Source organism: Rossellomorea sp. YZS02 (assembly GCF_033963925.1).
In the GTDB taxonomy this organism is placed as follows: Bacteria; Bacillota; Bacilli; order Bacillales; family Bacillaceae_B; genus Rossellomorea.
This window is the reverse complement of record NZ_JAXBLY010000004.1, coordinates 135,010-150,613: the sequence shown is the minus strand read 5'-3', so window position 1 is coordinate 150,613 and position 15,604 is coordinate 135,010. Positions and strand designations below refer to the sequence as shown.

13 protein-coding genes are annotated in these 15,604 nt (G+C 42.7%); all 13 read right to left on the bottom strand.

What is annotated here, in order from left to right:
- Positions 1-615 precede the first annotated feature (615 nt).
- The 13 genes from spoVE to SLH55_RS05925 all read right to left on the bottom strand — a co-directional run bounded on the left by spoVE (position 616) and on the right by SLH55_RS05925 (position 15,573).
- Positions 616-1,716, bottom strand: a complete 1,101-nt coding sequence (gene spoVE, locus SLH55_RS05985) for a stage V sporulation protein E (protein WP_219169026.1) — start codon at positions 1,714-1,716, stop codon at positions 616-618.
- A 105-nt stretch (positions 1,717-1,821) separates the two neighbouring features.
- Positions 1,822-3,171, bottom strand: a complete 1,350-nt coding sequence (gene murD / locus SLH55_RS05980) for a UDP-N-acetylmuramoyl-L-alanine--D-glutamate ligase (protein ID WP_219169028.1) — start codon at positions 3,169-3,171, stop codon at positions 1,822-1,824.
- Entirely contained in the window at positions 3,172-4,146 is a 975-nt protein-coding gene (gene mraY / locus SLH55_RS05975) for a phospho-N-acetylmuramoyl-pentapeptide-transferase (RefSeq protein WP_219169030.1), read from the bottom strand.
- 2 nt (positions 4,147-4,148) lie between these two features.
- Positions 4,149-4,574 carry a hypothetical protein gene (locus SLH55_RS05970; protein ID WP_219169032.1) on the bottom strand — a complete coding sequence of 142 codons (426 nt, stop codon included), beginning with the start codon at positions 4,572-4,574 and terminating at the stop codon, positions 4,149-4,151.
- 2 nt (positions 4,575-4,576) lie between these two features.
- Positions 4,577-6,037: a UDP-N-acetylmuramoyl-L-alanyl-D-glutamate--2,6-diaminopimelate ligase gene (locus SLH55_RS05965; RefSeq protein ID WP_219169034.1), complete on the bottom strand. Its 1,461-nt coding sequence runs from the start codon at positions 6,035-6,037 to the stop codon at positions 4,577-4,579.
- A 194-nt stretch (positions 6,038-6,231) separates the two neighbouring features.
- Positions 6,232-8,148: a stage V sporulation protein D gene (locus SLH55_RS05960; protein ID WP_308807574.1), complete on the bottom strand. Its 1,917-nt coding sequence runs from the start codon at positions 8,146-8,148 to the stop codon at positions 6,232-6,234.
- A gap of 219 nt (positions 8,149-8,367) precedes the next feature.
- A complete protein-coding gene (locus SLH55_RS05955) occupies positions 8,368-10,563 on the bottom strand; it encodes a penicillin-binding protein (protein WP_219169038.1) in 2,196 nt (731 codons plus the stop codon).
- A complete protein-coding gene (gene ftsL, locus SLH55_RS05950) occupies positions 10,563-10,931 on the bottom strand; it encodes a cell division protein FtsL (RefSeq protein ID WP_219169039.1) in 369 nt (122 codons plus the stop codon). The genes SLH55_RS05955 and ftsL overlap by 1 nt, the downstream gene beginning before the upstream one ends.
- A gap of 25 nt (positions 10,932-10,956) precedes the next feature.
- Entirely contained in the window at positions 10,957-11,892 is a 936-nt protein-coding gene (rsmH, locus tag SLH55_RS05945; RefSeq protein WP_219169040.1) for a 16S rRNA (cytosine(1402)-N(4))-methyltransferase RsmH, read from the bottom strand.
- Positions 11,893-11,930: 38 nt separating this feature from the next.
- Positions 11,931-12,362 (bottom strand): division/cell wall cluster transcriptional repressor MraZ, encoded by a 432-nt coding sequence (gene mraZ, locus SLH55_RS05940; protein WP_219169041.1) that lies wholly within the window; start codon positions 12,360-12,362, stop codon positions 11,931-11,933.
- A gap of 219 nt (positions 12,363-12,581) precedes the next feature.
- On the bottom strand, positions 12,582-14,201 hold the full coding sequence (gene bshC, locus SLH55_RS05935) for a bacillithiol biosynthesis cysteine-adding enzyme BshC (protein ID WP_219169042.1): 1,620 nt from the start codon (positions 14,199-14,201) through the stop codon (positions 12,582-12,584).
- A gap of 87 nt (positions 14,202-14,288) precedes the next feature.
- Positions 14,289-14,675 (bottom strand): DUF3397 domain-containing protein, encoded by a 387-nt coding sequence (locus tag SLH55_RS05930; protein WP_219169044.1) that lies wholly within the window; start codon positions 14,673-14,675, stop codon positions 14,289-14,291.
- Between the two features lies 1 nt (position 14,676).
- Complete coding sequence (locus SLH55_RS05925) at positions 14,677-15,573, bottom strand: 2-dehydropantoate 2-reductase (RefSeq protein WP_219169046.1); 897 nt, start codon at positions 15,571-15,573, stop codon at positions 14,677-14,679.
- Positions 15,574-15,604: the final 31 nt, after the last annotated feature.

The following is a 15,604-nucleotide window of genomic DNA, read 5'->3' as shown; positions in this document are numbered from 1 at the left end:
TTCATTATGTCATGGATAAGATATACTCATCTCGTCTTATAATGAAAGTACTCTTTATATTGGGATACCCCCTATTTTATACGAAGGCATCACTTGTTGAAAGAGGAACAGAACGTTTTCTGCCATAAACCTTTGTTTGAAACAGAATAATTGTTAATAAGTGTTACCCGGTGACAACAAGTCTTCTTATCCTCTGATGACAGGATTCGCTAAGATGGATTGTTCATACCACTTTTAGCATATGTACGTTCATTCACTTTCTAAAAAGATGGCCACCTTATGTAATTCACTCTTGGACCCTATTTTAAACAACAATTGAAGCATTATGAATGCATGTCATTGAATTGTAAAAGTTTTGGTTAACAAAAGTAACAAACTCTCCTTTATTTTGAAAAGGTATGATTATTATGAATTACGTATATGTAATTTATTGTAACATCCCTTCTTTGAATATCCTATCGTTATTTCTTTAAATACTTGGAATTTATTTGTTTTATTTCACAATCAGAAAAATAGAGACCGACGAGTACAACGGGAGGAGCAAGAAAACGATCTTTATGGATCGCTCTCCACTTCTACCATTCTGTTTCTCTCGTCAATCTCTATTATGAAACGTTAATTCCTCGTGTAGCGGCTGATATTTAACAGGACTCCAACAGCCATGAGCATAAGCGTCAAAGATGATCCCCCGTAGCTAAGGAATGGCAATGTGATTCCCGTCACGGGCATCAGCCCTGTTACTACCCCTACATTGATCATCACCTGTATGGCAATCATGGATACGATTCCTAAAGCGAGAAAGCTTCCAAACAAGTCGGGTGCACCCAACGCGATCCTGATACCCCTCCATAAGATTAATGAAAATAGGATCAGTACCAAAGTTCCCCCAATAAATCCGAGTTCCTCTGCCAGAATGGCAAATATAAAGTCATTTTGTGGTTCCGGTAAGTAGAAAAACTTCTGTCTGCTCTGACCCAGTCCTAAGCCGAATAAACCTCCCGGCCCTATTGCATATAAGGATTGAATAATTTGGAATCCACTGTTTAACGGGTCCTGCCAGGGGTCCAAGAAGGAGGTTATCCGTTTAATCCTGTAGGGTGCAGAAATGACGAGCCCCACAAACCCCAACAAACCGATCATTCCAAGGCCTACGAAATGTTTTATCCTTGCCCCTGATATAAAAATCATTACAACGGAAGTCCCGACCATTACAGTACCTGTTCCTAAATCCGGCTGCAGCATAATCATTCCAAAAGCTGTAAAGACGAGCAACAGTGCAGGCAGGACTCCTTTTCTAAAAGAAGTAATGTACTTTTGATTCTCAGATAAATACTTTGACAGGAAAGCAATCATGGCCAGTTTCATGAACTCGGAAGGCTGAATTGAAAAGGCACCGACCCCTATCCAGCTTCTTGAACCATTCCTCAATACGCCTATACCGGGTATTAATACCAGGACAAGAAGAACGAAACAAACGATAATAATGACTTTTGACCATTTTCTCCATGTCCAGTACTCTACGTTCATGATGAAGAACATGGCAACTAATCCCACACCAGCAAAGAGCACCTGCCTTTTTGCAAAGAAAAAGGAATCATCGAATTTGTAATCGGCCCAAACGGCGCTGGCACTGTACACCATGATCAAACCAATGGCAAGTAAAGTGAGTGTAACCATAATGAGAATAAAATCGGGAGTCGATTTTTTTAAAGGCAAGCGTAAACACCTCGAATTGACAAATTTAGAGCCGTTCGAGCAATGAAATCTAATCCTGATGTCTAAAATGGTTAAGTATCGATGCTCTATATAGACAAGCCCTCTTTAAAGCTTATGCACGGCCTCGATAAAAATGTCACCACGTTGTTCAAAAGTACGATATTGATCCCAACTCGCACATGCCGGGGATAACAATACGATATCCCCTTCCTTTGCGTGCTCATAAGCAACCGGAACTGCCTTTTCAACATTATCGACAGGAATGATGGTTTGTATCCCTGCTGCTTCTCCTGTCTTCACGAGCTTAGCTGACGTTTCCCCAAAGGTGATCAACGTTTTAACATTGGACAGGTAAGGTATCAGGTCATCGAATTCATTCCCCCGGTCCAACCCTCCCGCCAGCAATATGGTAGGAGAGTTAAATGCATCAAGGGCGCTTTTCGTCGCCAGGCTGTTCGTTGCTTTAGAATCATTATAGAATTTAATCCCCTTTACTTCCTTGACGAATTGGGTGCGGTGTTTCACTCCTCCAAACGTACTCAGTACCTTCTTGATACTGTCATTGGATACACCATAGATTTTACAAGCCACAACGGCACAAAGGATATTTTCAAGGTTATGAGCGCCAGGCAGGACGATTGAGTCCAGTTCAACGACACGTTCCTCCTTGAAATAAATCGCCCGATCTTTAATATAGGCTCCTCCTTGTACTACTTTTTGTGTTGAGAAGAGTATCACCTGAGCTTTTGTAAAGCTTATCGCTTTATGTACATGCTCCTGGTCCCCATTGATGATCAGATAATCATTTTCGGTTTGATTTTTTGTAATATTGGATTTCGCTTTCCAATATTCTGTCAAGTCCCCATGATAATCAAGATGAGCATCATAGAGATTTGTAATAATCGCAATATGAGGAGCGAATTCCTCTATCCCCATCAGTTGGAAGGAAGAAAGTTCAACTACCATTTTCTCGTCTTTTTTTGCTTTCTGTGCAACCTCAGAAGCGACGGTACCAATATTCCCTGCTATTAGTGGCTTTTGGTTATCCTCCCTCAACATTTCGAATAGGAGAGTGGTCGTTGTCGTTTTTCCATTTGTCCCCGTGATCCCGATCATTTCTGCTTCAGAAATCAAATAAGCGAGTTCCACCTCGGTTAAGATAGGAATATTCTTTTCCATTGCTTTTTTTATCAATGGATTATGGTATGGGATTCCAGGATTCTTGATTACATATTGAAACCCCTCATCCATCAGCTCTATGGGGTGACTTCCACATATGACTTTGATCCCTTCCTGCAGGAGTCCCTGCGCCTCAGGGTTCTCTGACAAAGGCTTTTGGTCATTCACCGTTACAAATGCTTCTAACTTATGTAGGAGAGAGGCAGCACTTACCCCACTTTTTGCCAATCCTAATACCAATACTTTTTTATGTTTGAATTTCGTTGTATTTTTCATTTATAACCACACCTCGATATAGATTCCCAATACGGCAAACAGCAATCCCACCGTCCAAAAAGTAACGACGACACGCCACTCACTCCATCCGACCAATTCATAATGATGATGCAAAGGGCTCATCTTGAAGATCCGCTTTCCTGTTGTTTTAAAGGATGCGACCTGTAAGATCACGGAAAGAGTTTCGATTACGAAAACCCCTCCAATAAGGATTAGAATGATTTCAAGCTTGGTCAGGATGGCAATCGCTGCGATCGCCCCACCCAGTGCAAGAGATCCAGTATCCCCCATGAATACTTTGGCAGGATGGGCATTAAATACGAGAAAGCCCAGGACCGCTCCCACAACCGCCACACCGAAGATGGCAACATCATATTGCGATTGGCTCCATGCAAGCACGGCCAGTGCTCCAAAGGCAATCGCACTCGTTCCGGATACGAGTCCGTCCAGACCATCCGTCAAGTTGACAGCGTTTGAGAATCCGACCAGCCAAAAGATGATAAATACACAGTAAAACCATCCTAATTCAATGGAAAAATCCGTTAATGGAATCGACACCGTGGTCGGAAAGTCATTCTGCTTAAAGATGAGATAAAAAATAACCGAAATAATAATTTGACCGAGCAGTTTCTGCTTGGAAGTCAATCCCAAATTCCGTTTCATCACGACTTTAATAAAGTCGTCCAAAAATCCCAATAATCCGAAACCTACGGTGACCATGATCATTAAATATGTCTCGGGGCCAGGATCAGAGTATTTCCCAGTCATGACAAATGTTGTAATGACAATCGAAACCAGGAACGCGATCCCGCCCATCGTCGGTGTTCCGGTCTTTTTCTGGTGTGACTGCGGACCTTCATCCCGGATGCTTTGTCCAAACTTCAATCTTCTGAGGAAAGGAATAAACACAGGGGCAAGCAGTACGGTTATTAAAAATGACATGATTATCGTAAAAAGTATCACTTGTTCCATCATGGCTATTCCCCTCCTTTTTCTTTTGTCGTATCCAGCTCATGAGAGGATTCGTTCAAGGATAAATCCACTGCTTGATAATTAGATTCATTAGTAAATATAAACTTCGTCATAATTTCCCACTTTTCTTGATTGTAATTTTGTTTGTAATTCTCTAGTAAGTGTACATAAGCCAGGTATACATCATCAACCATAAATAATGGAAAGTGATTCGGAACATAAGATGGAATGGGATCATCTTTCCGCCATAGGGAAGCGATCGCACCCATTTCAATACTCTTTAAAAGATCGATTTCATCACTAAAAGGGACATAAAGTCCCTTCTCCATCGTCATACTAGTTGAATTAGAAACTATTAAAAACGTAAATCCCGGCAAGTGAATTCCTTTGGTATCTGGAAACAATCTCTTCACTTCATCATAAAAAAGCATTTTCACATCCCCTTGATGAAGTTTCTCGCAACTTCCCGATCATCAAAATCGAACACATCGTTTCCTATGATCTGATACGTTTCATGACCCTTCCCGGCAATCAACACCACATCTCCAGGTTGTGCAAGATTCAACGCTTCCTTGATCGCTTCTTTACGATCAATGATCAATTGGTATTGTTTACCGAACACTCCCGATTCCATATCTTTTAATATACTCACGGGATCCTCTGTCCTGGGATTATCAGAGGTGAAAATCGCATAATCTCCGTAATCACACGCGATTTCCGCCATAATAGGCCTTTTGATCCTATCCCTGTCCCCTCCACAACCGACGACTACTATCACTTTGCCGTTTGTGATCGTCCGGGTGGTTTCGAGTACGTTTTTCAATCCATCCGGGGTATGTGCATAATCAATGATGACTGAAAAAGGCTGACCCTCAGAAACCGTTTCAAATCGCCCCCTGACCCCTTTTGCCTTCTCAAGGCTCCTTATACTATCTTCGATCGGTATGCCCGCAGCGAACGCTGTAGCTAAGGCAGCAAGTGCATTGTAAACATTGAATTTCCCAGCATACTTTAAAACCATCTCCCATTCCCCGAATGGGGACACAAGTGTGAATACGGACTCGGTTGCCCCGAGCACCAAATCCTTAGCAAAAAAGTCAGCCGAAGAATGGAGACCATATGTAAGTACGTGGGCGGCTGTGGACCGGATAAAGTAATCTGCTGCTTCGTCATCCTTATTAATAATGGCGTATTTAGGGGATTTCTTAAAATAAGTATTCCCTAATTGGGAAAACAATAAGCCTTTCGCGTTCCGATAATCATCCATGGACTTGTGATAATCCAGGTGATCCTGGGAGAGGTTTGTAAACACTGCGATATCATAGTCGCAGCCGTGTACACGCCCTTGATCCAGTGCATGGGAAGAAACCTCCATGATGGCGGATCGCACCCCTTTATCACAAAATCGCCTAAATGTCCGTTGAAGGGTTAAACTGTCAGGAGTCGTGTTATGGCTGACTTCCAACTCATCACCCACTTTAATATGCATGGTTCCGATTAAACCGGTCTTCATCCCGCTCTGGGTGAAAACCTGATCAATTAGATGGGTGGTCGTGGTTTTTCCGTTTGTTCCTGTCACCCCGACCAAGAGAAGCTGGTGGGAGGGTTGTTTATAGAAATAGTCTGCTAATATGGCCATCGCTTTCTTCGTATCAGGAACAATAATGACGGGAATGTCTGCATCAAGTGTCCTCTCTGCAAGGATGGCTGCTGCACCATTTTTTTCGGCCACCCCGGAAAGCGAGTGGCTATCAACCTCTAATCCATTGATACAGATAAATAAATCACCATTCTTCACTTTTTTATGGTGGTTCGCGATGTTTGAAATAGCTGGATTCCCTTCACCCTGTACTGAGAAAAACGGTAGTACTTCCAGCAAAGTGTGCAATCTCATCTTTTCAACTCCTCACAGGTAGAAAGCAACCTTTTTATATTTTACAAAAAAATACGTATGAAAGCTATCAACCTTTTAACTTAGTTCGATAACTTTATTGATTTACGTACTTGCCTTATAAGTTCCCGGGGACATTTTCAAATCAAATCCCCGGGATAGATGACAAGGGTAGCACATGTAGATTTTCCGCATGACTATTCTGAAAGATAAACCCTCACTTTGGATCCTTGTTTGATTTTCACCCCGGGATCGGGAGACTGACTTACCACTTTTTCCCCGTTTCCGCTTACATCCAGGTCAAGGTTAACGAGTTGCTCCTGAAGTTCATTTTTCGTCAACCCCACCAAATCAGGTGTTTCAATCAGAGGAGTGTCCGTCCACGTCATTTCTTTTTCAATTTGACCTTTTCGTTTCGGTACTCCCATTGCTTCCAGACTATCACCAATGATACTTCCACCAATCGGGGCGGCGACGACACCACCGAATTGAATCGTCCCCTTCGGATTATCCACTGCTACGTACACGACAATTTCTGGATCATCCATAGGTGCTACTCCCATAAAGGAAACGATGTGATTATTTTCAAGATATTTACCATCTTTGGCTTTCTGGGCTGTTCCTGTCTTTCCCCCTACCCGGTAACCATCTACATATGCTTTCTTACCGCTGCCTTTGGCAACGACACTTTCCAGCGCTTCGCGGATCTGCTTGGAAGTCTCTTCTGAAATGACCCTATCCTTGATTTGCGGTGTCTTTCTCATCACAACTTCTCCCGTTGCAGGATCAATTAGCTCTTTTGCAATGTAAGGCTGATACAATACGCCTCCGTTTACAGCTGCAGATACCGCTGCTACTTGCTGAATCGGGGTAACAGCCACACCTTGACCAAATGCTGTCGTCGCTTGCTCTACTGGTCCCACCCGATCAAGATTGAACAGAATACCCTTTCCCTCTCCTTGAAGATCGATGCCCGTCTTTTCACCAAATCCAAAATTATGGATATATTCGAAGAGTTTCTCTTTCCCTAGCCTCTGTCCCAGTTCGACAAATCCCGGGTTACATGAATTCTGTACGACTTCCAGAAATGTTTGCGTGCCGTGCCCACCGCGCTTCCAGCAGTGAAGGGTCGATCCAGCCACTTCAATGTGACCAGGATCATGGAACGTTTCTTTATAGAGGTCGACCTTCTTCTCTTCCAGCGCCGCTGCCAGAGTAATGATCTTGAACGTGGAGCCCGGCTCATAGGTACTCCAAATCGGCAGATTCCGGTTATAAATCTCTTGGGGGACATTTCGAAAGTTAGCCGGGTCAAACGTCGGCCTGCTCGACATGGCCAGTATTTCACCATTGTTTGGATTCATGGCGATGGCGATGATGCCATCGGGATTATAAGTCGCCTCGGCGATGTCCAATTCCCGCTCCACGATGGTTTGCACTTTGGTATCAATCGTTAATTTCAGATCCAATCCATTTTCAGGTTTTTCAAAGTCATCCGCCATATCTGGCATTCTCTTTCCTTTTGCGTCTGAGAAAAATTTAACATACCCTTTATCTCCACTAAGCTCTTCATCGTATGAAAGTTCAAGTCCCATCAGTCCCTGATTATCAATCCCTGCGAATCCAAGGACATGGGATAAATAGCTTCCGTAAGGATAATAACGCTTAGAATCCTCTCCTAAATAGACTCCCTTTAGATTGAGGTCCCTTACTTCTTTTGCTTTATCATATGAAATCTTTCTGGCTTCCTTAATCAACACCATATTGGCTTTCTGTGTTACATATTTATATGCAGATTCTACTGAAATATTAAGGACGGCCGCCAGTTTATCTGCTGTCCCTTGTGGGTCTGTGATCTGCCGTGGAACGACAAAGATCGTCGGTGCACTTTGATTCCCGGCAAGCTCAACTCCATTACGGTCTACTATTTTTCCCCGTTCAGGTTGAAATGGGATATTTCGACTCCAAGAGTCTTTCGCTAAGCCGGTAAGCCAGTCCCCTTTAAAAAACTGAACATACCCAAGCCTTATATCTATGATGGAGAAAACAAGGACTCCTACTATAAGCGCTGCAGCCAACCTTTTCCTTACCGTTACATTGGATACTCTTTTCACAAATGGAACCTCCCCTTCTATGGCTCGTTCCATTATATGCTTGGACTTATTGGGGTATGTTTGAAATCAATGAAAGACTCGTGATGGTGTAGGCAGTTCTACTTGCGGGGAGAGAAGAAAAAATAAAAGGGTGACTTTGATGAGCAACCCCCATATCCCTAGCCTCAATTATGCACGCAGCTAAGGTGGGGGATGTCTCATGCATTAGTCATCCCTTCATTATTCGTTTACTGGCTGTTCATCATCCGCTACCTGGGCAGATTCTTCTTCAGGAGTCTTGAAGTTGATGACAAGGGGCTCATTTTTCTTAACCTTTGCCCCAGGCTGAATGTTTTGACTGACAGCAAAACCATTTCCGACCATATTCATCTTTAAACCGGCGATATTGGCTACCTTGAAGACATCTCTCACAGACCACCCTTTCATATCCGGAATGGTCATGTCGCCGTCTGTTTTAATGACGACCCTTTCGCCTTCAAGGATGGCGTTTCCACCTTGAGGCAGCTGTTTGACCACCTGGGAACCATTCCCGACTACGATAGGAGTGACCCCTGCTTTTTCAAGATCTTTTTTCGCTTCTTCCAGGCTCATTTCCCTCGTATCAGGCAGTGACTGTTTTTTCAGGCTCACTTTTTCCTGAGGTTTGATATTCAGGTACTTTAAGCTGTTTTGCATGACAGGATTGAAAACCGCCGATACCGGATCAGAGCCGATTTCAGTCGGCTCCAACTCAGGCTGCTGTACCCCTACGTAAACAATTAACTGAGGATCATCGATGGGAGCCATCCCCATAAAGGAGAAGAGATAATTTTCTTTACCCACCATATACCTGCCATTTGCGGGATCAGGGATTTGTCCTGATCCCGATTTTCCACCAACTCGATATCCTTCTATCGCAAACTTTTGCCCTGTACCATGTTCAGATGTGACAGTCGTCTCCAGGTATTCCCTCGTCTTGATCGCTGTTTCTTTCGAAATGGGACTTCCGGAAACTTCGGGCTTTGTTTCTTTGATCACTTTTTTCGTATTGGGATCCACGATTTTGGAAATGACATAAGGTTTCATCATTTTCCCATTATTCGCAATCGCTGACTCAGCCTGTACCATTTGAAGAGGTGTCACAGTTGTTCCCTGACCAAAGATGGTCGTGTATTTTTCAATCGGATAATGATAAAGGATAGAACCTGAAGCTTCGTTTGGTAACCCTACATCCGTCGCCTCACCGAATCCAAAATCATGTAGGTAATCCTCATATTTTTTAAAGCCGATTTTATCAAGGAGATTCGCAAATGCAACATTGGAGGACCTTTGGACGCCTTCCAAGTACGAAATTGTCCCCCACCCTTCTCCGCCATTGTGATCCCGGATTGGATTTGGAACATTTTCCACATAGAACTTACCAGATTCATAGGTTTCATTGGGATTGAACTTTCCTTCATTCACCGCTGCAGCCAGAGAGAAGGATTTCATCGTCGACCCGGGCTCATAGGTGTCTTCAACGATGATATTGGTCCAGTTATCCAAGAGTCCCTCTCTTGTGTCCGGGTGAAAAGTAGGTCTTTGTGACATAGCGAGAATCTTTCCCGTCTTCGGGTCGGATACGATCGCAAACATTTTCTTCGGCTTATATTTTTTTTGGACTTCATTCATTGCCTCTTCAAGAAATGTTTGAATCTTCTTATCGATGGTCAGATAAAGGTCATCCCCATCCTCGGGTGGAGTCACATGTTCATCTGCATTCGGCAGGAGATATCCCCATACATCACTCTTATATGCAACAGAACCATCTTTCCCTTTTAACACATCATTGAAGCTTGCTTCGACTCCCATTTTCCCAATTGTTGTGGAATCACCGTCATCGTCCGTCGTTTTTTGTGCGAATCCGATCAGATGTGAAGCAAAAGAGCCGTTAGGATAAAATCGTTTCGCTTCCTTCCTGAACGTTACACCTGGAAGATCTTCTTCCTTGATTTCAAGCATTTTCTGATGTGATAGGTCTCTCCCGGGAGCACCGAATTCTACTTGATAAGGTCCTTTTTTATTTAAACGGTCATAAATCTCGCTCTCCTTCATATCAAGATATTCAGCGAGAACTTTGGCCGTTTTTTCCGGGTCGGTCACGTGCTTCGGTTTTTTCGGATCACTCGTGATGCTTGGGTCAAGTATAGCAACCAGGGTATACGCAGATGTATCCTCTGCAATGACCTCCCCTTTACCGTCAAAGATTGTTCCTCTATGCGCTTCTAGAATATGACTTTTAATATATTTTTTTGCCGCCTGTGATGCCAGGACTTTTCCTTCCGCTTCCCCAGTGACCTGAATGGTGACAAAGCGGACCATTAATACAAAAAAGAGCAAGCCGAAAATCCCGAAAAGGATGGCTGCCCCTATGTTCATACTTGGTCTCTTTTTCATTATTGTTCAACAACCTTAACATTCTTTTCTTTCAAGTTAAGTCCAAGTTCCTTCGCCTTTTCAAGAATACGTTCATACGTACTCAATTCACTCACTTGAAGTTTCAGGTCATTGTTGGCCTTTTCCTGTTTTTCAATGGTGGTTTCAACGTGCTGAACCTCTTTGTTGACATCATAGATGGCGGCCTGTGTCGATACGATTTGAACGGCCAAGAAACAAAACACCATGGCGAATATGGCCACAAGGATTTTTTCACCCGGTGTGACAACGGACCTTCTTCCCTCATTCAGTCTTTGTGGTTTGGCTTGAACGGACTGATAAGATTTCTCCACTTTTTGCTGCTCGTAATTTCTGGCTAAGTTACTCAAAATTCTCCCTCCTGTTTCCTTCTTTTTATATATTTTTTTCTGCGATTCTCAATTTAGCTGACCTGGCACGATTATTTTCTTCTAATTCTTCTTCGCCAGGCAGGATCGGTTTTCTCGTAATCAGTTTAAGTTCCGCTTCATAACCCTCAGGAATAATAGGTAAACCTGGAGGCAGGTCAGGTCCTGACGCTTTCTCCTTGAACATCGTCTTACAAATCCTGTCTTCCAGGGAATGGAACGTAATGACACTCACCCTTCCACCCTTATGCAGAAGCCCTATTGCCTGCTCCAAGGAATCTTCGAAAGCTCCAAGCTCATCATTCACGGCAATACGGATTGCTTGAAACACTCTCTTGGCTGGATGGCCACCCTTTCGCCTAGCGGGTGCCGGAATCCCATCCTTGATCAATTCCACAAGTTCCCCAGTGGTTTCAATCGCTTTCACTTCACGGGCCGCTTCGATCTTTCTGGCGATTTGCTTCGAGAACTTTTCTTCTCCATATCGATAAAAGATCCGGACCAAATCCTCAAAGGACCAATGATTAACCACATCAAAGGCCGTTACTTCCCCTTGTAAATCCATCCTCATGTCAAGAGGCGCATCATGGTGATAACTAAACCCTCTTTCTGGAGTATCCAGTTGAGGTGATGAAACACCAAGATCGTATAAAATCCCATCCACACTATGTACTCCGAGTTGTTCAAGTTCTTCTTTGATATGCCTGAAATTTGATTGGACGAATGTCACTCTGTCCTGATAAGCAGAAAGTTTTTCTTTCGCATGGTTGATGGCTGTTTCATCCTGATCAAAGCAATACAGACGACCTTCTGGCGATAGCTGACTGACAAGATATTCACTGTGCCCTGCACCGCCTAGCGTACAATCTACATATACTCCATCTTTTTTAATATCCAGACCGTCTACGGTCTCTTTCAATAATACAGTTGTATGTTTAAACATGTTGAATTCACCTTTCCAATCGAACGTTTTGTGGCGGGCTAAATATCGAACCCTACCATATTCTCTGCAAGTTCAGCGAATGAATCTTCAGATTGTGTGAAATAGTCTTCCCATAATGATTTACTCCAAATCTCAATTCGATTGGAAACTCCTAAAATAATGCATTCTTTATCCAAATGTGCATAATTCACAAGTGTAGCAGGAATATTCACCCTGCCCGTTTTATCCAGTTCACTCTCTGTTGCTCCCGAGAAGAAAAATCTGGTGAAGGCACGGGCATCTTTCTTAGTCAGTGGCAGGGCTTTAAGCTTTTCCTCTAATGAACGCCATTCATCCATAGGGTAACCAAACAAGCACTGGTCAAGCCCCCTGGTGATGACAAATGAATCACCGAGGTGTTCACGGAACTTGGCAGGTACAATTAAACGGCCTTTATTATCAATGTTATGTTGATATTCGCCCATGAACATATGCACTGCCCCCACTTTCTAACACAAATGTACCACATCCCCCCACTTTTCTCCACTCTTTTCTATATTCTTTTCTTGCATAATATTCCCTCTTTTTTTCATTAGTCTTTTTCCTGCTTTTCCAGACAATTTTCCGGTTGAATAATTTGTCAATATCCAACAGAAAAAGGACCTAATTCGCACTTTACAACGAATTGGGTCCTTTTTTATATTAATGGATCATATATATATCACTTTATGCGCTCCATCAAACGTAAAATCTTGAAGAGTCAGATCTTTCACGAAATCTGGGCCGTACTTATTTAAGAAATAGAGGATATTCCAGGTTCTTTCCTGAGGTCCTTCATTGGGCCTGATACTGTTTTCTACTTTCATAAATTGAGAGAACGTTAATGAGTGCTTATCTTTCAGCGCTTTCTCTATCTTTTTGCGTAAATAATTGAACTGATTATGATGGAACTCCAGATTCTTTTCGATAATGGGGGCCAGCCCTTGATCAATCGAAATGGATTGTTTCAAGATTTCCTCATATTTACGAGTGAGTTCCTCCTGGATTTCGTTCATTTCCTTCTCAAGTCCCGGACGTTCAAGAGTCTTCCAAAAAGCATCCCTGGCAGTCGTTACTCCTTCTGTAAGGACTCCTTCAAGCGTCAACTGGAGTTCCTGCATCCTTTTTTGGATGTCCCTTTCCACTATCGTGATGTTTAATCGGGGCACAACAGGAGGCATCTTTAAATCCACATGTTCAAATGCCTTCTTCAATTCCCCCCAGTATGCAATTTCGCCCGGACCTGCAATAAATGCGAGACTCGGGAATAACCACTCCTGCATCAATGGCCTTGTAACGACATTATTACTAAATGATTCAGGATTATTCTCTAGAATGGTCAGCAACTCGGCTGAAGAAAATATCTTATTGCTACTTTTCTCAATGAACACTTCACCATCTCTATCCAGCAGCGCCCTTTCGTTCTGAATCTGTAGAAAAAGATTGGCGGCATCAGGGGATATTTCCAATTGAGTGCCGAATCCACTCTCCTGAATGACTCTTTGTTGTTCCAGTACAGCATCTGTTATTGACTTACTGCTTTCAATCAAATGATGAAAATGCGACCCTTCAAGTCTTCTGAGGGGAGGATAAGACGAATCAATGACCAGCAGTCCGAAATCTTTAAATAAACTCATGACAAAATGCGCAAAAAAGCGAACGATCGTTTGTTCCTCGTCTATCATCTTATTGAGTTCTTTCAGCATTTCTTTTGAATACTCCGTCTCACCTAGAACGGTCATGATGTCACCAGCCCAATCCTTCATCACCGACTTTGTATACGTGATGTGAGAGGTCATCTTTTTTTCCAGTACCCTTTCAGGATACCCAACCTTCTCAAGCTTCGTTCCTTTTTCAACGAATATATGATTCACTTCTTGATAATCGTGATCTTCTCCGGCAATCCAAAAAACCGGGACAACCGGATGTTTTAATTCTGCTTCCTGCTGCCTCGCTAATTGAATGACTGAAATGATTTTATGTATCGTGTAGAGGGGACCGCTCATAAGGCCAGCCTGTTGCCCGGCTACGACGGTAACTGCATCATCCCTCAATTTCCCAAGGGATTCTTCCACTTTATCGGACGTAGGCAACCCTTCCATATAAGAGGAAATACAGGTTGTCAGTCCTTCTCTAGGGAATTGTCGCGATTGAAGGTCTTTCATACGGTCCTGGTAAACTGAGGGCATGTTGATATTATAGTGAAAAAAAGAAGTGACAGGCTCTTCTTGGTTTAAATATTTAGATGCAAACAGATTGATTGCAGGAATGTTTAAGCTTTCCAAATCCATGTGATTGACTCCTTTTCTAGCTCTTTATATCCTAACGATGAGTATATCATTCCACATAAGGAAAAGGAAAAATCCTGCCTGTTAATTTTAATTCAATTCAAGAATTCTAAGGATGAGGCCGGTGATCATCAATGTGATATACGCAGTGAAAAACAAGAGGAAGTTGACTCTCCAGAAGCCTCTCAATACTTTGGGATAATGTATCTCACCTTTTGCCTTCCAATACATAAGGGCAAACAGTACCCCGATGGAACAAACCACTATAAAAATGAGCCACAGGTACGATGTCTGCCAAATGGCTATGACAATAAAGTGAACAGAGACAATTAATAGAAAGGTGGTTATATCGATGGCGATATGCACCGCTTTCCGATGACTCTTCATGATCTCCTTTGCAAGAATAAAACTAATGAAATATCCCAAAAATGGAATCATAACGAAAATGGCTATGATTGTAGAAAAAACGGACGCCATTTTATCCCCCCAGACCTTCTCTTTCTATTCCTTTAACTAATCTGTAAAGTACATTCATGTTGGGTACAAAATGGTGTTCTTCTTCTGCTTTATCCAGAAGTACGCCTAAGATCGATTCGATTTCCGTTTCTCTTCCCGACTCAATATCCTTCAACATGGAAGATTTATTCAAATATGTATTCCTGCAGATATCGACTACTTTATTAAACGATATGACTTCGTCCATTTGAGGGAACAAGAGCATCAACTCTTTGAATACATCCCTTTGTAAATGCTGAAAAAATGAATTTTCGACCAGTTTACCGTTCGTTACACCGGTCAGGGCTGTCAATGGATTGATACATACATTGACGAATAATTTGGTCAGGAGCATTTTTTCGAAGTCAGGTTGGATTGAAAAGGGAAATGAATGGACACTCTGTGATACTACTTCTTGCATCACACCCCAATTCCCTCTAATTAATGCAATATTAATCCCTGCTTCCCCTAAATGATGTACAGTGACATCATTTTCTTTCATTGCCCCATGCTCGACCGAACCCGCTATCAAATGATGATGGGGTAATGATTTCACCCACTCGATATGTCCTATCCCATTTTGGACAAACATAAGGGGACGTTCTGCACTAAATTTGAAGAGAGTCTCTCTAAGTGAGAAGAGATCATACCCCTTAACAGCTACAATCCCAAGGTCAAATTCCTGAACTGACTCGATCTGATTGACCGAAGTGACCCTGGTATTGATGGTAGATCCATTTTTAAGTATAGTTACTCCGTTATGATTCAGCGAGCGAGCCTGTGATTCTCTCCTCACAATAAGGGTGACATCGAATGATTGGCCCAAATACCCGGCAATCAAAAGACCAACCGCTCCTCCTCCTAAGATTCCTATTCTCATAAAGACCCCTTCTCCTGCTTCATTTATGAAC

Bases quoted from the DNA above. Each gene is read 5' to 3' on its own strand.
- murD (WP_219169028.1), bottom strand. From the start codon at position 3,171: ATGAAAAATACAACGAAATTCAAACATAAAAAAGTATTGGTATTAGGA.
- mraZ (WP_219169041.1), bottom strand. From the start codon at position 12,362: ATGTTCATGGGCGAATATCAACATAACATTGATAATAAAGGCCGTTTA.
- mraY (WP_219169030.1), bottom strand. From the start codon at position 4,146: ATGATGGAACAAGTGATACTTTTTACGATAATCATGTCATTTTTAATA.
- rsmH (WP_219169040.1), bottom strand. From the start codon at position 11,892: ATGTTTAAACATACAACTGTATTATTGAAAGAGACCGTAGACGGTCTG.
- SLH55_RS05925 (WP_219169046.1), bottom strand. From the start codon at position 15,573: ATGAGAATAGGAATCTTAGGAGGAGGAGCGGTTGGTCTTTTGATTGCC.
- SLH55_RS05970 (WP_219169032.1), bottom strand. From the start codon at position 4,574: ATGCTTTTTTATGATGAAGTGAAGAGATTGTTTCCAGATACCAAAGGA.
- bshC (WP_219169042.1), bottom strand. From the start codon at position 14,201: ATGGATTTGGAAAGCTTAAACATTCCTGCAATCAATCTGTTTGCATCT.
- SLH55_RS05930 (WP_219169044.1), bottom strand. From the start codon at position 14,675: ATGGCGTCCGTTTTTTCTACAATCATAGCCATTTTCGTTATGATTCCA.
- SLH55_RS05955 (WP_219169038.1), bottom strand. From the start codon at position 10,563: ATGAAAAAGAGACCAAGTATGAACATAGGGGCAGCCATCCTTTTCGGG.
- SLH55_RS05965 (WP_219169034.1), bottom strand. From the start codon at position 6,037: ATGAGATTGCACACTTTGCTGGAAGTACTACCGTTTTTCTCAGTACAG.